Source organism: Streptomyces sp. NPDC001100, assembly GCF_053598575.1.
This window is the reverse complement of record NZ_JBSFKO010000001.1, coordinates 139,590-155,949: the sequence shown is the minus strand read 5'-3', so window position 1 is coordinate 155,949 and position 16,360 is coordinate 139,590. Positions and strand designations below refer to the sequence as shown.

The window sequence follows — 16,360 nt, the reverse complement described above, 5'->3', positions numbered from 1 at the left end:
CGTCTCAACTTCCTTGTTTCCGGTCCGAGTTCGCGGTCCGCGTCGTTCGCGTCAGAGATTGGTGAGATCCACCGGGATCCTCGGCTCGCAGCCGTCCCGCAGGACGGTCGCCTCGATCAGGCCGTAGGGCCGGTCGGCGGCGAAGTACACCTCGTTGTCGTTCTTCAGCCCGAACGGCGCCAGGTCCACAAGGAAATGGTGCTTGTTGGGGAGCGAGAAGCGGACCTCGTCTATCTCCTCGCGGTTGTCGATGATCCGCGAACCCATCTGGTACAGGGTCTGCTGGAGCGACAGCGAGTACGTCTCGGCGAAGGCCTGGAGCATGTGCTGCTTCGTCCGCTCGTAGGAGGTCTCCCAGTCGGGCATCTCCTGTGCGTCGTCGGACCAGTTGAAGCGCCAGCGCCCGGACACCTCGGTCGCGAGGATGCGGTCGTAGGCCTCGGGGAGGGTCGTGTACTTGTCCTTGACGTAGCCCCAGAACTCGGAGTCCGTCGAGTTGAGTACCGTCAGGTCCTTCAGCCCGGAGACGACTTCCCAGCTCCGGCCGTCGTACGTGATCTGGGTGAGCCGGGTCTCCTGGCCCTTGCGGACGAAGGAGTGGCCCCCCGTCGTACGCTCCCAGGCGTACTCCTCAATGCGGATACGCGCCTGCTTGATCGGGTCCTGCGAGGTCACGAAGTGCCGGGCGAGGTGGATGCCGAACTGCTCGGCCGACTCGATGCCGTGCTCCTTGGCGAAGGCGTACACCGTGTTCTTGGTGGTGTCGGTCGGCAGCACGTTGGTGTTGGAGCCGGAGTAGTGGACCTCGTCCATGTCGCCGCTCAGCGACACGGAGACGTTGAGGTCCTTGATGTGGTGGGTGGCGCCGTCCCGCGTGATCCTGACGACTCGGTTCTCGGCCTTGCCGTACTGGTTCTGTCCAAGAATCGTGGGCATGTCTGCTAGCTCCCTCGGTATACGGAGTAGCCGAACGGGTTGAGCAGCAGCGGTACGTGATAGTGCTCGCCGGGGTGCACGGCGAAGGTGATCGCCACCTCCGGGAAGAACACTCCGGTCGTACCGCTGTCCCGATTCGCGGGGGCGTCCTGCTGCGCATCGGCTTGCTTGGTCTCTGAACGCTGGAAATACGCCTCGACGGCGAAGTCGAGCCGCACGTGTGTGGTGCCCGTCGGCAGCGCCGGGAGGTCCTTGCACCGCCCGTCCGCGTCGGTCGCGGAACCGCCGAGCGCCTGCCAGTCCGCCAACGCCCCACTGCGGGACGCGAGTTGGACGGCGACGCCCGCGGCGGGGCGACCGACGGAGGTGTCCAGGATGTGCGTGGACACCGAGGCGGTGGTAGCGCTACTCATGCCGTTTCTTCCTCTGCGAGCTTGGCCAGCCGGATGCGGTTGATCTTCCCCAACTCGGTGCGGACGATCTCGCGTTCCCGCTCCGGCGGGTTGCCGATCCGTTCCCTGACCGCGTCGCGCATCTGCTCGCCGGTGCGGCCGGTGGCGCAGATCAGGAAGACATGGCCGAACCTCTCCTGGTACGCCAGGTTGAGGTCGAGCATCTCTGCCCTGAGCTCCTCGGAGGCGCCCGCCATGCCGCGCTGTTCGCGGGCGGAGGTGGGGTCACCGGGCTTGGGGCGACCGATCGGCGGGTGGCCGGCCATCGCCTCGCCGAGGTCCCCGGCGGTCAGGTCCGCCGTCGCCGCGTCGCTCTCGGCGTAGAGGTCCCCGGGTCCGCCGTACGGACGGCCGGCGAGCAGTCGCCCTGCCCACGCCGTGGATGCGCACACCTCCAGGAGGGCGGCCAGGGCCGCGTGCTCCTCCAGGGCGTTGAACCGGGCGAGACCCGGCGGCGTGGATGTCGACGTCACGGGAGCCTCCGTGGCCTTGTGCTGAACGGGCTGGCAGTAGCTAACGCCCTCGTCACCACCACGTCAACACTTTGTTGAAAATTCCGGGTAACAACCGGGCGGCCCAGCCCCCTCCCCGCGACTCAGCTCTCCTTCTCGCGGTTCAGGTAGTTGTAGACGGTGAACCGGCTGACACCGAGGGCGCTCGCCACGGTCTCCACGCCGTGCCGCACGGAGAAGGCGCCGCGCGCCTCCAGTATCCGTACGACCTCCTGCTTGGCCTTGCGGTCCAGGTCCGCGAGGGGCTTGCCCTTCTTGCGCTCCATGGCCGCCAGGATGTGGTCCAGCGAGTCCGCGAGCTGCGGCAGGCGTACGGCGACCACGTCGGCGCCCTCCCAGGCGAGCACGACGTCGTCGGGGCCGGCCTCGTCGGGCGGGACCAGTTCGCCGCCCATCGCGTCGACCAGCGGCTTCACGGCCGTGATGAAGGGCTCGTCACCGACGCCGGTCACCGGTCGCCATCGCCGATCACGTTGAGCTGGAGCGAGATCCGGGTGGCACCGGCCTTCAGGGTCCTGCGCAACAGCGCGTCGACGGCGGCGAGCACCGCGTCGGCACTCCCCTCGGCCGTGTTGCCGAACGGCCCGACGTCCACGGCGTCCAGCTCCGCCCCCTCGACGACCTCCCTGGCGACCAGCGCATGCGCGGGGGCCTCGTCGAGGTCGAAGGGCTCTGTCGTGAACTCCACTCGCAATCGCACGGGCACAACCTAACGCGCGGTGCCGTTTTCCGCCGAGCCCTCTTGACAAGCTCCGACACCCGACGGCAATCTTCCATTAAGCAGAAACAATATTCCGCAATACGGAAACTCGATACGCCACCCCGGACATGGCATCCGACACGGAAGGGAGCGCGACCCCGATGGGATTCGCAGACCAGCGCTTCAACGTCAACCTGTCGATCCTCTTCACCGAACTCCCGCTCCTGGAGCGCCCCGCGGCAGCGGCCGCGGCAGGGTTCACCGCGGTCGAGCTGTGGTGGCCCTGGGTCGACTCCCCCACCCCCGCACGGTCCGAACTCGACGCCCTCAAACGGGCGTTGGAGGACGCGGGCGTCCAGCTCACCGGCCTGAACTTCTACGCCGGGCAGCTCCCGGGGCCCGACCGCGGCGCCCTGTCGATCCCCGGCGAGGAGTCGGAGCGGTTCCGCGCGAACATCGACGTGGCCGCCGACTTCGCGGGCTCAGTGGGCGCCACGGCGCTCAACGCGCTCTACGGCAACCGCGTGGCCGGCGTCGACCCGGCCGAGCAGGACGCGCTCGCACTGGAGAACCTGGTCCTCGCGGCCCGCGCCGCCGACCGGATCGGCGCGGTCCTGCTGATCGAGGCGCTCAACAGGCCCGAGTCGCCGTTGTACCCGCTCGTCAGCGCCCCGGCCGCCGTGGGCATCGTCGACAAGGTGAACGACGCGACCGGCCTGGGCAACGCGCGCTTCCTGATGGACCTCTACCACCTCTCGATGAACGGCGAGGAACTCCCGTCGGTGATCGAGCAGTTCACGGCGAAGACCGGCCATGTGCAGATCGCGGACAACCCGGGCCGCGGCGCCCCCGGCACCGGCGCGCTCCCCCTCGAAGACCTCCTCGACCAGCTGAGGAAGGCCGGTTACGACGGCTGGGTGGGCCTGGAGTACAAGCCCGGCGACCGCCCGAGCGCCGAGGCCTTCGACTGGCTGCCCAACTGACTTTCACCGAAAGGCACTTCCGATGAGCAAACTCCCCAAGATCGCCTGGATAGGCCTCGGCATCATGGGCTCCCCCATGTCCGAGAACCTGCTCAAGGCCGGTTACGACGTCACCGGATTCACCTTGGAACAGGACAAGTTGGACCGCCTGGCCACCGCCGGCGGCAGCCCGGCCGGCTCCATCGCCGAGGCCGTGCGCGACGCCGACGTGGTGATCACGATGGTGCCCGCGTCCCCCCAGGTCGAGGCCATCGCCTACGGCCCCGACGGCATCCTGGAGAACGCGCGCGCCGGCGCCCTGCTGATCGACATGTCGTCGATCACCCCGCAGACCTCGGTCGACCTGGCAAAGGCCGCCGCGGACAAGGGAATTCGGGTCCTGGACGCCCCCGTGTCCGGCGGTGAGGCCGGTGCGATCGAGGCCGTCCTGTCCATCATGGTCGGCGGCGACCGGGCCGACTTCGACGAGGCACGGCCGGTCTTCGACGCGCTCGGGAAGACGATCGTGCTGTGCGGTCCGCACGGCTCCGGCCAGACCGTGAAGGCCGCCAACCAGCTGATCGTCGCCGTGAACATCCAGGCGTGCGCCGAGGCCGTGGTCTTCCTGGAGAAGTCGGGCGTGGACCTGGCCGCCGCCCTCGACGTCCTGAACGGCGGGCTCGCGGGCTCGACCGTGCTGGCGCGGAAGAAGGAGAACTTCCTCAACCGCGACTTCAAGCCGGGCTTCCGGATCGACCTCCACCACAAGGACATGGGCATCGTCACGGACGCGGCCCGCACCGTCGGCGCGGCCCTGCCGGTCGGCGCGGTGGTGGCCCAACTCGTCGCGTCGCTGCGCGCGCAGGGCGACGGCGGCCTGGACCACTCGGCGCTGCTGCGCGCCGTCGAGCGCCTCTCCGGCGCGCAGCTCTGAGACTTCCGGACGGCGCCGCCGCCGACATATGTCCTGTCGCGCCCAGGCGGTGGCGCCGCCCGGAATCACGCCCGACCGAGAACCGAAAGACGGCCCGTGTGCGCCGGACGACCCGGATGAGGGGTGGTCGCCGGCACGGCGCGGGCGGGCCAGGACCGCGGCGGAGTGCGAGCCAGTGCGGTGGTGAAGGTCCCGGGGCCTCCTTCTCGACCTGAGGGAAGCGGCCCCGGTTCCGTCGCCCCCGCCGCGGTCCCGGCCGAAACCTCGATTGGAAATCCCCCACCCATGACCCCGTCCGGCGGCGCGAACGTCCTGTCACGCCCAGCCTCGCGCCGTCGGACGGCCAGCCCGCAGCGCTCCCTACGCCGTGCTCTCCCCGGCGAGGGAGCGTTCGGCGTCGTCCAAGGAACTCCTTGTACGTCGGCGCCCCGGCCCGGCCCGCCCCGGCTCAGCCGAGCGCGTCCAGCAGAGCGGTGACATAGGCATCGAGCCGTTCCTCCACCGCCCGTGCCGTCAGCTCCACCCGCCCCGCCTGCTGCCACGGCCGGACCACGGCCGCCACGCCACCCGCGAATGCCAGCGCGTCCAGCAGCCGCCAGTACAGCCGCTCGCCCGCCGCGGCGGCCGGCACCCCGCCCGCCTCCTCGTACGCCTCGGCGAACCGCAGACCCCACGCCGGGCCGTGCAGCAGCGCGAGATTGGTGGAGCAGTGCGCCACATCGAGGTCCGCCGGACCCCAGCTGGTCTGCACCCAGTCGACGACCCCGGTGATCCGCGGACCCGCCGCGGACGGGGGCGGTACGTCGAACAGCACGTTGCCGGGGTGGAAGTCCCGGTGCAGGAATCGCCCCTCGTAGGGCGGCGCGGGCTTGCGGATCACCGCGATCGCCGCGGCCCATGCCGCCGGGTCGGCGCCGTCCGGGGGGACGACGGCGTCGGCGGTCGTCCACGCCTCGTACTTCCCGGGCCGCTCGGCGGGCCGTAACGCGTGGATCGCCACGAGCTGACGGGCCAGCAGGGGGACGCGCGCCTCCAGTCCCTCGTCGTCGAGGAACGTCCGGCCCGCCAGATGGGTCATGAGGAGCGACGGGTACTCGCAGTGCGCGGCGGTCGGATCGGCCGCGACCAGTCCGGGAACCGGCACACCGGTCCCCGCGAGCAGGGTGAGGGCACCGGCCTCCCGGTTCAGCATGGCCTCGGCGTGCTCCACGAAGTACGGGTCGACGAAGCTCCGCAGCACCAGGTGGCGGACGCCTCCGTTCCGCGTCGCGACGGTCAGCCGCCGCATCTCGGCGGTGATGCCGCCGTGCAGGGCCTCGGTTCTGACGATCCGTTCGCCGGCCTTCAGATACCGGCCCACCCAGGCCAGCGTCCGCGCTCTGACGGCGCCCGCATCGTCGTGGTCGATCACCGTGCCACCCCACCATCCGGACGGCGGCTCGCGCAGAAGCTTTTGCCGGCGACGCGCACTGCGGTCACGCACACATGTCGCCCCGCCACCGGCGTGCGCGTGCGCCCGTTTCGCAGGAGCCTTGACGCATGACACATCCATCGACGGAGTTTCCGCACATCGTGGTCCATCCCCCGGCCCTGGACGGCTCGCGTCGGGTCACCACCGGCGACGAGACCCTCGGGATCGCCTCCCACCTGGACGACGTCGTCGAGATCCTGCGGCTGGCCGACCTGGACCGGATCGAGGTCGAGGAGAGCGACCTGATCGAGTGGCAGGGCGGTGGGCCGGAGGACTGGCCGGGGCTGTCGGAGCACCACGATCAGTGAGTCGGCGAGCGACGGCACGGCGCCACGAAAGAGGGGGCCGTCCCTCAGGACGGCCCCCTCTCCTCCGGTGTCTCAGACCTTCAGCGTCCTGATCGACGTCGGCGCGTGTCCCGGCTCGGTCGCGATGTCCTCGAACTCCACCACCTCGCCGATGTCGTTGGTCCGGCTCATCGAGATGTTGGTGACGCGCTCCAGGATCGCCTCGACGACGACCGGCACGCGGAACTCCGCGGCGAGCTTCTTCGCCTGCTCGAAGGCGGTGGCGAGGTCGGCGGGGTCGGTGACCCGGATGGCCTTGCAGCCCAGGCCCTCGACGACCTTGACGTGGTCGACGCCGTAGACGCCCAGCTCAGGAGAGTTGATGTTCTCAAACTCCAGGTTGACCTGGAAGTTGATGTCCAGGCCGAGCTGCGCCTGGCGGATGAGGCCCAGGTAGGCGTTGTTCACCAGGACATGGACGTACGGGATGCGGTGCTGGGCGCCGACCGCCAGTTCCTCGATCATGAACTGGAAGTCGTAGTCGCCGGAGAGGGCGACGACGGACGCCTCGGGGTCGGCCTTGGCGACGCCGAGCGCGGCCGGGATCGTCCAGCCGAGGGGGCCCGCCTGGCCGCAGTTGATCCAGTGGCGGGGGCGGTAGACGTGCAGCATCTGGGCGCCGGCGATCTGCGAGAGGCCGATGGTGGAGACGTACCGGGTCTCCGGGCCGAAGGCCTTGTTCATCTCCTCGTAGACACGCTGCGGTTTGATCGGGATGTCGTCGAAGTGCGTACGGCGCTGGAGAGTTGACCTCTTCTCCTGCGCCGAGGCCGCCCAGGCGGAGCGGTCGGGCAGGCTGCCCGCCGCCTTCAACTCCCTTGCCACTTCCACGAAAAGCTCCAGCGCCGCCTTCGCGTCGGAGGCGATGCCGTAGTCGGGGGCGAAGATCCGGCCGATCTGGGTCGGCTCGATGTCGACGTGGACGAAGGTGCGTCCGGCGGTGTAGACGTCCAGCCTGCCGGTGTGACGGTTGGCCCAGCGGTTGCCGATGCCGAGGACGAAGTCGGACTCCAGGAAGGTCGCGTTGCCGTAGCGGTGCGAGGTCTGGAGGCCGACCATGCCGGCGTTCAGTTCGTGGTCGTCGGGCAGGGCGCCCCAGCCCATCAGGGTGGGGACGACCGGGGTGCCGGTCAACTCGGCCAATTCGACGAGGAGTTCGGCCGCATCGGCGTTGATGACACCGCCGCCGGCGACGATCAGCGGCCGTTCGGAGGCGTTGAGCATGCCGAGCGCCTTCTCGATCTGGGCGCGGGTCGCGGCCGGTTTGTAGACGGGCAGCGGCTCGTACGTCTCCGGGTCGAACTCGATCTCGGTGAGCTGGACGTCGATCGGCAGGTCGACGAGGACCGGGCCGGGGCGGCCCGAGCGCATCAGGTGGAAGGCCTGCTGGAAGACGCCGGGGACCTGGGCCGCCTCCAGGACGGTGACCGCCATCTTCGTGACCGGTCCCGCGATGGAGGCGATGTCGACGGCCTGGAAGTCCTCCTTGTGGATCACGGAGGTCGGGGCCTGGCCGGTGATGCAGAGGATCGGGACGGAGTCTCCGGTCGCGGAGTAGAGGCCGGTGATCATGTCGGTGCCGGCCGGGCCCGAGGTGCCGATGCAGACGCCGATGTTGCCGGGGCGGGTACGGGTGTAGCCCTCGGCCATGTGCGAGGCGCCCTCGACATGCCGGGCGAGGGTGTGGTGGATACCGCCTGCGGCCTTGAGAGCGGCGTAGAAGGGGTTGATCGCCGCGCCGGGGACGCCGAACGCGTCGCTGACGCCCTCGCGCTTGAGGATCTCGACTGCCGCGCGGGCAGCGGTCATACGAGCCATGGAGTACTCCTGCTTCGGCTGTCGGATTCGCGTCACCGTCGCGCCCCGCGGTGAGTAATCCCGCATTGAGTTCTGCGTTGACTTCCGCATTGCGGAAAATAGATTCTACTATCTGGAAGAAATGTAAGTGGAGGGACGAAGGCCGTCAAGACACGGACAAGCAGGGGTTTCCAGGAGGACCATGGGGCTCATGTCCGAGAGCGTGCCGGTGCGCTGTCCGGCCTGCCGACGTGAGCACGTCTATGCCGCACCGTCCTATCCCTGTGTCTGCGGTGCCCCCGTGGCCCCGCCGCTCGATCCGCGCGGTGCGGCCACGGTCGTGAGCCACCGGGTCTGGGACGAGGACTGGATCGCGGTGCGCTGCGAGGCCTGCGGCCGGCTGGACGAGTGGCCGTACCCGGAGCTGGGCTGCCCGTGCGGGACCCTGCTGCGGATTCCCGTCGCCGGGGAGGAGCCGCCGGCGCAGCCGGCCGCGAGCGTCCCCAGGGTCGACAGCGGCGCCCGGGACCGGCCCGCCTTCCAGCCCGTCACGATCCGCACCGCGCGCGACGCGGTCACCGCCGCCGCGCTCTACTTGCGCTGGCTCGGCTACCGCGACATCCGCCGCGCCGACCAGCGTCCCCCGTCCGGCATCGGCCTGGCCGCCCGCGGCATCCTGGCCCAGGTGGACCCCACCGTGCGCCCCGCCTCACTCCGGGACGTGGAGTGCCTGTGGCTGACCGCGATGACGGAGTCCACGGGCTGCGTCTACTTCTCCCTCGCCGGCTACGCCGACGACGCCCGCGCCCGCGCCGACTCCCTCGGCGTCCCCCTCTTCGTCCTCGACCTCACGGGCACGCCTCAGCCGGTCAACGAACTCGCGGATCAACTCGACGCGGCGGGGGGTTAGTTCGCGGGCCGCGACAACCACGCCCGCTTCGCGGCGATTCACCGCGGCCGACGGCCGCCCCGCCCACCCCCGTCAGCGTTCCCGCACCGCCCGCTCCCGCAGTTCGATCTTCCGTACCTTTCCCGAGACCGTCATCGGGAAGGCGTCCATGAGCTGGAGCAGGGTCGGGATCTTGTAGTGGGCCAGCCTGTCCTCGCAGAAGGCGCGGAGTTCCTCCAGGGTCAGGGGGTCGGCCGGGTCGCGTGGGATGACGCAGGCCAACACCTCCTCGCCGTAGCGCTCGTGGGGTACTCCGACCACCTGGACGTCTGCGATCTTCGGGTGGGTGTAGAGGAACTCCTCGATCTCGCGCGGGTAGATGTTCTCGCCACCCCGGATGATCATGTCCTTGATGCGGCCGACGATCTCGACGTAGCCGTCCTCGCGCATCACCGCGAGGTCACCCGTGTGCATCCAGCGACCGGCGTCGATCGCCTCGGCGGTCTTCCCGGGCTCGTTCCAGTAGCCGAGCATCACGCTGTAGCCGCGGGTGCACAACTCCCCTGCGGCGCCCCGGGGTTGGGTGACGCCGGTCGCCGGGTCGACGACCTTGACCTCCAGGTGCGGCAGGACCCTGCCGACCGTGCCGGTGCGGTGTTCCAGGTCGTCGTCCATCCGCGTCTGGAGCGAGACCGGGGACGTCTCCGTCATGCCGTAGCAGATGGACACCTCGGCCATGTGCATCTCGGCGACCACCCGTTTCATCACCTCGACCGGGCAGGGCGATCCCGCCATGATGCCGGTGCGGAGGGACGAGAGGTCGTAGGACGCGAAGTCGGGGAGGTTCAACTCCGCGATGAACATGGTCGGTACGCCGTAGAGGGATGTGCAGCGCTCCCGCTGTACGGCGTCCAGGGTTGCCACCGAGTCGAAGGACGGGGCCGGGATGACGATGCACGCGCCGTGCGAGGTCGCGGCCAGGTTGCCCATGACCATGCCGAAGCAGTGGTAGAAGGGCACGGGGATGCAGACCCGGTCCTGCTCGGTGTACGCGATCAACTCTCCGACGAAATAACCGTTGTTGAGGATGTTGTGGTGGGAGAGCGTGGCGCCCTTGGGGAAGCCGGTCGTGCCCGAGGTGTACTGGATGTTGATGGGGTCGTCGCAGGACAGCTCCGGGTACGGCTCGTCACCCGTGCCACGGCCGAGCAGTGCGTCCCAGCTCGGGTCGCCGATGTACACGACTTCCCGCAACTCCGCGCACTTGCCCCGCACTTGGTCGACCATCCCCCGGTAGTCGCTGCTCTTGTGGGCGACCGAGGAGAACAGGACCGAGATGCCCGCCTGGTTGAGGACGTACTCGACCTCGTGGGTGCGGTAGGCCGGGTTGATGTTCACCATGACCGCGCCGATACGGGCGGTGGCGTACTGGACGAGCACCCACTCGGGGCAGTTGATCGCCCAGATCCCGACCCGGTCGCCCTTGGCGACCCCGCTCGCGAGCAGCGCGCACGCCAACTGATCTACATCGGCGGCGAATTGACCGTAGGTCCAGCGCCGTCCGGAGGGTACGTCGACGAGCGCCTCACGGTCGGGCCAGGCGGCCACCGCCCGGTCGAGGTTGGCGCCGATGGTGTCGCCGAGGAGCGAAGTCCCGCTGGTTCCATGGCTGTACGAGTCCACCGGAGAGTTCGACGGCGAGTTCATCGGAAGTCCTCCTCGCGGTACTCGGCGCCCGACCCGGCGGCCGTCGCCTCCCGCAGTTCGATCCGGCGGATCTTGCCGGAGACGGTCTTGGGCAGCTCGGCGAACTCCAGCCGCCGGATGCGCTTGTAGGGGGCGAGGACGTCCCGCGAGTGCTCGAACAGCACCTTTGCCGTGTCGGGCCCCGGCTCCCACCCGGCCGCGAGCACGACGTACGCCTTCGGTACGGCGAGCCGCAGCTCGTCCGGCGCGGGCACCACGGCGGCCTCGGCCACCGCCTCGTGCTCCAGCAGCGCGCTCTCCAGCTCGAACGGGGAGATCTTGTAGTCGGAGGCCTTGAAGACGTCGTCGGACCGGCCGACGTAGGTGATGTAGCCGTCCTCGTCGCGGGAGCCGATGTCGCCGGTGCGGTAGTAGCCGCCGGCCATCGCCTCCGTCGTACGGTCCGGGTCTCCGTGGTAGCCGGTCATCAGGCCCACGGGCCGGTTGGACAGGTCGAGCGCGATCTCGCCCTCGGCCACGCCCGGGACACCGGACACCGGGTCGAGGAGTTCGACCCGGTACCCCGGACTCGGCCGGCCCATCGAACCCGTCTTCAGCGGCTGCCCGGGGCTGTTGGAGACCTGGACGGCGGTCTCGGTCTGCCCGAAGCCGTCCCGGATGGTGACGCCCCACGCGCGCCGGACCTGCTCGATGACCTCGGGATTCAGCGGCTCCCCCGCGGCCAGGGCCTCGCGGGGCGGGGTGCGCAGCTGGGTCAGGTCGGCCTGGATGAGCATCCGCCACACCGTCGGCGGGGCACAGAACGTCGTCACACCCGCGCGGTCCATCTCGGCCATCAGCCGGACCGGGTCGAAGCGTGTGTAGTTGTGGATGAAGACGGTCGCCTCGGCGTTCCAGGGGGCGAAGAGGTTCGACCAGGCGTGCTTGGCCCAGCCGGGCGAGGAGATGTTGAGGTGCACGTCGCCGGGCCGGAGCCCGATCCAGTACATGGTGGCCAGATGGCCGATCGGGTACGAGGTGTGGGTGTGCTCGACCAGCTTGGGGCGGGCGGTGGTGCCCGAGGTGAAGTACAGCATCAGCGGGTCGTCGGCCAGGGTCGGGGCGGGGTCCCGCACGAAGAGGGAGGCGGAGGTGTCGTAGACCTCCTCGAAGTCCAGCCAGCCGGGCCGCTCGCCGCCCACCGCGATACGGGTGTAGTGGCCGGGCACCTCGTCGAACTTGCCGGTGTCCTCGGCGCGCACGACGACGTGCCGGACCCGGCCGCGGTCGACGCGGTCGCGCAGGTCGGCGGGGCCCAGCAGCGGGGTGGCGGGGATGACGACGGCGCCGAGCTTCATCGCGGCCAGGGCGGTGATCCACAGCTCGGCCTGGTTGCCGAGCATGACCAGGATCCGGTCCTCGGAGCGGACGCCTCGCGTGCGCAGCCAGTGCGCGGCCTGGTCCGAGCGGACGGACAGCTCGCCGAAGGACAGCTTGGTCTCGCGGCCGTCCTCCTCGACGATGTGCAGCGCGGTGCCGGCGTTGCCGTGGGCGATGACGTCGAACCAGTCGAAGGCCCAGTTGAAGTGCTCGGGCCGGGGCCAGGAGAAACCCTCGTAGGCCGTGGCATAGTCCTCGCGATGTGCCAACAGGAAATCCCGCGCACTACGGAACGACTCACTCGCCGTCGTCATCTGTCCTCCTAGGTACCGGACCATTGCCGGGCGGCTCTCTGACATCGTGTAATCCGTGATGTGGGTCTCACTACCCCCGTACGGGGGTGTGTGCAGCGGAACGGCCGCAATGAAGGGGCAAGCGGGTGGCGACGGACGCGGCGGGGATGGTGGAGATTCAGGCGGCACTGGTACGGCTCCGGCGCGGCACGGGACTGCCGGTCGCCTTCGGCGGCCTGGTGGAGAGCGGCCGGCAGCAGATGCGCATCAGCGAACTGAGCGGCACGCTGACCCCGTCGCTGCGCGCCCTCGCGGTGAACTCGGGCAACGGTCTCGGCGGCAAGGCCGTCGCCCTGGCCCGCCCGTGCGCCGTCCTGGACTACTCCGCCTCCCGCCAGATCAGCCACGAGTACGACGCCCCGGTGGCCGCCGAGGGCCTGCGCGCGATCCTCGCCGTCCCGGTCGTCGTACGGCGCCGGGTTCGCGGTGTCCTCTACGGCGCGCTGCGCACCGCCCAGCCGCTCGGCGACCGGATGCTGAGCGCGGCGATGGCGGCGGCCCGGGACGTGGAACAGGCGCTGGTGGTCCGGGAGGAGGTGGGGGAACTGCTGAGCGCGGCGCGTCCGGCACCCGCCCCAGACCCGGCGGCGAGCACGGTGTGGGAGCAGGTACGGGAGGCGCACGCGGCGCTGCGGGCGCTGGCCCCTCGCATCCCGGATCCGGCGCTGCGGGCCGAACTCCTGGACGCCTGCGGCCTGTTGACGTCCGAGTCGGCCACCGGGCAGGTGGAACTGGCGCCTCGGGAACTGGACGTACTGGCGTGTGTGGCGGCCGGGGCGACGAACGCGGTCGCGGCGGAGCGGCTCGGGCTGCGGCCGGAGACGGTGAAGGGGTATCTGCGCTCGGCGATGCGGAAGCTCGGCGCGCACACCCGCGGGGAGGCCGTGGTGGCGGCGCGGCGGGCGGGGGTGCTGCCGTGAGACGGGCGCCTGCGCGGGCCCGGGGACCGGCTCCGGTGAGGGCCGTCTATTCATTCATCGGAGCTTTGAATTTCCTCCTGTCACACGGTTGTTATTTCCCTCACGACCCCATCCATCCGAAATTCAAGGACTGATTGCCTAATATTGGCCCGGACACGACACACGAGGGGAGCGGTGACCGTGCGACGGGACTTCAAGGAGCCGGCCAGAACCCGCCCCGACCTGGTCATCGGCCGGGAGGAGATGTTCAACGCCGCCCGTGACCAGCTCGCCGGCGGTGGCAGTGTGCTGCTCCACGGCCCCGCCGGAATAGGAAAGTCGACCGTCCTGCGGGCGCTGAGCGCGGAATACGGCGACTCGGCGCGGACCGTGTTGCGCTGCTCGGCCACGGAGTCCGAATCACATCTCCCCTTCCTGGCCCTCGCCGACCTCCTCGGTCTGGTCCTCGACGAGGTGTCCGAGCGGCTGCCCGCCGCCCAGCGCACGGCACTGGAATCCGCGCTCACCGGACGCGGCGAGTCCTCCCTCCAGCGCGACGGCCTCGCCCTGCGTCTCGCCGTCCTGTCCGCGCTGCGCGCGCTCGCCGCCGACGGCCCGGTCCTCGTCGTGGCGGACGACCTGCAGTGGCTGGACCCGGCCAGCGCGGAACTCCTCGGCTTCGCCGCCCGCCGCCTCGGCGACACCCAGGTGCAGATGATCTTCGCGGTGCGCACCGAGGGCCAGGAGTACGACCGCTATCTGAACGCCTCGCCGCCCGACACCCTCGCGTTCCGCCTCAGCCCGCTCTCCCGGGCGCAGGTCTCCGCGCTGCTCGACGACCGCGGCTACACCGGGCTGCCCCGCTCCACGGTCCGCGAGATCCACCGCACCAGCGGCGGCAACCCGCTGTTCGCGCTGGAGCTGGGCCGCGCCCTGGCCGAGAACCCCACCCCGCCCAGACCCGGCGAGCCGCTCCCCGTGCCCACGTCACTACGCGCGTTGGTGCTGAGCCGGCTCGACATGCTGCCCGCCGAGGCCCGTCGCACCCTGCTGGTCGCCAGCGCGGGCGCCCGCCCCACCGTGGCCCTGCTCCAGACGGCCGGCCGCGAGAACGCCGAGGCCGAGACCGCCCAGGCCGCCGAACTCGGCCTGCTGGCAACGGAACCCGAGGGTCCCGCCGTCCGGTTCGCGCATCCGCTGATCTCGGCCGCGCTGTACGCCGAGGCCCCCGCGCAGGAGCGGCGGGCCGCGCACGCGGCCCTGTCCACCGCGGCCTCCGATCCCATCGAGCGCGCCCGGCACCTGGCCCTGGCGACCACCGGCACCGACCCGGAGGTCGCCGCCCGGCTCGCCGAGGCCGCGACCCTGGCCCGCGACCGCGGAGCGCCGTCGGTCGCCGCCTCCCTTGGACTGCTGGCGGCCCGGCACACGCCTGGCGACAGCGTGCCGGGTCCCGACGAGCGGCGGCTGCAGGCCTCCGAGGACGCCATCACCGCGGGCGAACTGGACCTCGCCCGGGACATCGCGCGCGAGGTGCTGAGCCGGACCTCGGTGCCCGCCGAGCGGGTGCGGGCCTGGATCATCGTGATCGACACGGCGGGCCACTCCATGGCGGACGTCGACGCCGTCTTCCCGCAAGCCCTCGCCGACGCGGGCGACGACCCCCGGCTGCTCGCCCTGGTCCGCTACCAGCTGGCCTGGCGCGCCCTGCTCGTGGAGGGCGACTTCGCCGAGGCCCGGGCGGAGACCGCGCGCTCGGCCGAACTCGCGGCGCTCGCCGGCGACCGGCGCACCGAACTCCTCGCGCTCTCCTTCCAGGCGCAGGCCGAGACCCTGATGGGCCATCCGGACGCCCCCCTCACCATCAAGCGCGCGCTGAAGGAACCCCAGGACCCGAGGGTGGCCTGCCATCACAACGGCGCCGGTTCGGCCCGCTTCCGCTGGCTGGTGATGAGCGATCAGCTGCCGGAGGCCCGTGCCACCATCACCGCGCTGCTGCGCGAGGTGCGGCGGCGCGGGTCGGTGGAGAGCGAGGTGCACTTCCTGCGCGGGTTCGCGGAGACCGAACTGCGCTCCGGGCACTGCGGCCGCGCCCTCGACCTGGCCCGCGAGGGCCTCAGGCTGGCCCGCGACTCCGGCATCGGCCAGACCGCCTCCGCGATGCTCACCGCGCTCGCCGAGGCCTCCGGCGGTGACGTCGAGGAGGCTCTCGCCCTTGCCCGGGAGGCGGTCGAGCACGCCGAGGAGGACGGCGACCAGATGTATCTGTCCCGGGCCCTCGGCGCCCTGGGATACGCCCAGTTGGTCGCCGGCGACCACCACGGAACCGTCCGCTCGCTGCGCCGGGTCCGCGAACTGGAGCAGGCCCTCAAGGTGACCGACCCGGCACGCGGACGCTGGCACGGCGACCTCGCCGAGGCCCTCGTGCAGATCGGCGAGACCGCCGAGGCCCAGGACGTCATCGACGTCACCCGCGAACGCGCGCTACGGCTCGGCCGCGAGAGCGTCCTCGCCGTACTCGACCGCGCCGAGGCCATGGTGCGCGCCGCCCGCGGCGAACACGACGCCGCCGTGGCACAACTGACGTCCGTTCAGGACCGGCTCGCCAAACTCGGCTACGGCCTGGAGGAGGCCCGCGCCGCCTTCGCACTGGCGTCGCTGCGCACCGGGCAGCCCGGCCCCACGTCGTACGACGAGGCGACCCGCCTCTTCCGCCGCTGCCGCGCCCTGCCCTGGCTGCGGCAGGTCGACGAGGCCGCCGTCACCCGCCCGCCGGAGCCGGCGCCCGCGGCCGTCCCCGCACCGCCCGTCCTGGACGGACTCGACGGGCTGGCCTCGATGGAGCGTCAGGTCGCCGCGCTGGTCATGGAGGGCGCCACCAACCGGGAGATCGCCGCCCGGCTGTTCATCAGCGTCAAGACGGTCGAGGCGACCCTGACCCGGGTCTACCGGAAGCTGGGGATCCGCTCGCGGGTGGATATCGTCCGACTGGCGGCGGGGCGCCGTCCGAACTGAGGACCCTACGGGTTAACTGTGCGGCGA

The 16,360-nt window shown here is 70.8% G+C and carries 15 protein-coding genes; 6 read left to right on the top strand and 9 right to left on the bottom strand.

Features of this window, described 5'->3' with window-relative positions; all coding sequences use genetic code 11:
- Nucleotides 1–51 precede the first annotated feature (51 nt).
- From pucL to ACWDEW_RS00710, 5 genes are all read right to left on the bottom strand, one after another.
- Complete coding sequence (pucL, locus tag ACWDEW_RS00730; protein WP_450508255.1) at nt 52–936, bottom strand: factor-independent urate hydroxylase; 885 nt, start codon at nt 934–936, stop codon at nt 52–54.
- A 5-nt stretch (nt 937–941) separates the two neighbouring features.
- On the bottom strand, nt 942–1,349 hold the full coding sequence (gene uraH / locus ACWDEW_RS00725) for a hydroxyisourate hydrolase (RefSeq protein ID WP_450508253.1): 408 nt from the start codon (nt 1,347–1,349) through the stop codon (nt 942–944).
- Complete coding sequence (uraD, locus tag ACWDEW_RS00720; RefSeq protein WP_450508252.1) at nt 1,346–1,861, bottom strand: 2-oxo-4-hydroxy-4-carboxy-5-ureidoimidazoline decarboxylase; 516 nt, start codon at nt 1,859–1,861, stop codon at nt 1,346–1,348. The genes uraH and uraD overlap by 4 nt, the downstream gene beginning before the upstream one ends.
- A 122-nt stretch (nt 1,862–1,983) precedes the next feature.
- Complete coding sequence (locus ACWDEW_RS00715) at nt 1,984–2,352, bottom strand: helix-turn-helix domain-containing protein (RefSeq protein ID WP_450508250.1); 369 nt, start codon at nt 2,350–2,352, stop codon at nt 1,984–1,986.
- Nucleotides 2,349–2,600 (bottom strand): hypothetical protein, encoded by a 252-nt coding sequence (locus tag ACWDEW_RS00710; RefSeq protein ID WP_450508248.1) that lies wholly within the window; start codon nt 2,598–2,600, stop codon nt 2,349–2,351. Before ACWDEW_RS00710 ends, ACWDEW_RS00715 begins: the two co-directional genes overlap by 4 nt.
- Before the next feature lie 161 nt (nt 2,601–2,761).
- On the opposite strand from ACWDEW_RS00710, the gene ACWDEW_RS00705 reads away from it, so the two are divergent.
- A complete protein-coding gene (locus ACWDEW_RS00705; protein WP_450508247.1) occupies nt 2,762–3,583 on the top strand; it encodes a TIM barrel protein in 822 nt (273 codons plus the stop codon).
- Nucleotides 3,584–3,605: 22 nt separating this feature from the next.
- The gene (locus tag ACWDEW_RS00700; RefSeq protein ID WP_450508245.1) at nt 3,606–4,496 is read left to right on the top strand and encodes a 2-hydroxy-3-oxopropionate reductase; all 891 of its coding nucleotides are present in this window, start codon (nt 3,606–3,608) and stop codon (nt 4,494–4,496) included.
- A 448-nt stretch (nt 4,497–4,944) separates the two neighbouring features.
- Here ACWDEW_RS00700 and ACWDEW_RS00695 read toward each other — a convergent pair whose 3' ends face one another.
- Nucleotides 4,945–5,907 carry a phosphotransferase family protein gene (locus ACWDEW_RS00695; RefSeq protein ID WP_450508243.1) on the bottom strand — a complete coding sequence of 321 codons (963 nt, stop codon included), beginning with the start codon at nt 5,905–5,907 and terminating at the stop codon, nt 4,945–4,947.
- 128 nt (nt 5,908–6,035) lie between these two features.
- On the opposite strand from ACWDEW_RS00695, the gene ACWDEW_RS00690 reads away from it, so the two are divergent.
- Nucleotides 6,036–6,275, top strand: coding sequence for a hypothetical protein (locus ACWDEW_RS00690; RefSeq protein ID WP_450508241.1), 240 nt, complete (start codon nt 6,036–6,038; stop codon nt 6,273–6,275).
- 72 nt (nt 6,276–6,347) lie between these two features.
- Here ACWDEW_RS00690 and gcl read toward each other — a convergent pair whose 3' ends face one another.
- Complete coding sequence (gene gcl / locus ACWDEW_RS00685) at nt 6,348–8,132, bottom strand: glyoxylate carboligase (protein ID WP_450508239.1); 1,785 nt, start codon at nt 8,130–8,132, stop codon at nt 6,348–6,350.
- Nucleotides 8,133–8,313: 181 nt separating this feature from the next.
- Here gcl and ACWDEW_RS00680 point away from each other — a divergent pair, with 181 nt between their 5' ends.
- On the top strand, nt 8,314–9,021 hold the full coding sequence (locus ACWDEW_RS00680) for a hypothetical protein (RefSeq protein ID WP_450508237.1): 708 nt from the start codon (nt 8,314–8,316) through the stop codon (nt 9,019–9,021).
- Nucleotides 9,022–9,093: 72 nt separating this feature from the next.
- Here ACWDEW_RS00680 and ACWDEW_RS00675 read toward each other — a convergent pair whose 3' ends face one another.
- Nucleotides 9,094–10,707, bottom strand: a complete 1,614-nt coding sequence (locus tag ACWDEW_RS00675) for an AMP-binding protein (RefSeq protein WP_450508235.1) — start codon at nt 10,705–10,707, stop codon at nt 9,094–9,096.
- Entirely contained in the window at nt 10,704–12,380 is a 1,677-nt protein-coding gene (locus ACWDEW_RS00670; RefSeq protein ID WP_450508233.1) for an AMP-binding protein, read from the bottom strand. The genes ACWDEW_RS00675 and ACWDEW_RS00670 overlap by 4 nt, the downstream gene beginning before the upstream one ends.
- 146 nt (nt 12,381–12,526) lie before the next feature.
- Here ACWDEW_RS00670 and ACWDEW_RS00665 point away from each other — a divergent pair, with 146 nt between their 5' ends.
- Together ACWDEW_RS00665 and ACWDEW_RS00660 are read left to right on the top strand one after the other, a co-directional pair.
- Nucleotides 12,527–13,339: a response regulator transcription factor gene (locus tag ACWDEW_RS00665; protein WP_450508231.1), complete on the top strand. Its 813-nt coding sequence runs from the start codon at nt 12,527–12,529 to the stop codon at nt 13,337–13,339.
- Nucleotides 13,340–13,513: 174 nt separating this feature from the next.
- Nucleotides 13,514–16,333 carry an ATP-binding protein gene (locus ACWDEW_RS00660; protein ID WP_450508229.1) on the top strand — a complete coding sequence of 940 codons (2,820 nt, stop codon included), beginning with the start codon at nt 13,514–13,516 and terminating at the stop codon, nt 16,331–16,333.
- Nucleotides 16,334–16,360 lie beyond the last annotated feature (27 nt).

Bases quoted from the DNA above. Each gene is read 5' to 3' on its own strand.
- pucL (WP_450508255.1), bottom strand. From the start codon at position 936: ATGCCCACGATTCTTGGACAGAACCAGTACGGCAAGGCCGAGAACCGA.
- uraH (WP_450508253.1), bottom strand. From the start codon at position 1,349: ATGAGTAGCGCTACCACCGCCTCGGTGTCCACGCACATCCTGGACACC.
- ACWDEW_RS00705 (WP_450508247.1), top strand. From the start codon at position 2,762: ATGGGATTCGCAGACCAGCGCTTCAACGTCAACCTGTCGATCCTCTTC.
- ACWDEW_RS00700 (WP_450508245.1), top strand. From the start codon at position 3,606: ATGAGCAAACTCCCCAAGATCGCCTGGATAGGCCTCGGCATCATGGGC.
- ACWDEW_RS00690 (WP_450508241.1), top strand. From the start codon at position 6,036: ATGACACATCCATCGACGGAGTTTCCGCACATCGTGGTCCATCCCCCG.
- gcl (WP_450508239.1), bottom strand. From the start codon at position 8,132: ATGGCTCGTATGACCGCTGCCCGCGCGGCAGTCGAGATCCTCAAGCGC.
- ACWDEW_RS00680 (WP_450508237.1), top strand. From the start codon at position 8,314: ATGGGGCTCATGTCCGAGAGCGTGCCGGTGCGCTGTCCGGCCTGCCGA.
- ACWDEW_RS00675 (WP_450508235.1), bottom strand. From the start codon at position 10,707: ATGAACTCGCCGTCGAACTCTCCGGTGGACTCGTACAGCCATGGAACC.
- ACWDEW_RS00670 (WP_450508233.1), bottom strand. From the start codon at position 12,380: ATGACGACGGCGAGTGAGTCGTTCCGTAGTGCGCGGGATTTCCTGTTG.
- ACWDEW_RS00665 (WP_450508231.1), top strand. From the start codon at position 12,527: ATGGTGGAGATTCAGGCGGCACTGGTACGGCTCCGGCGCGGCACGGGA.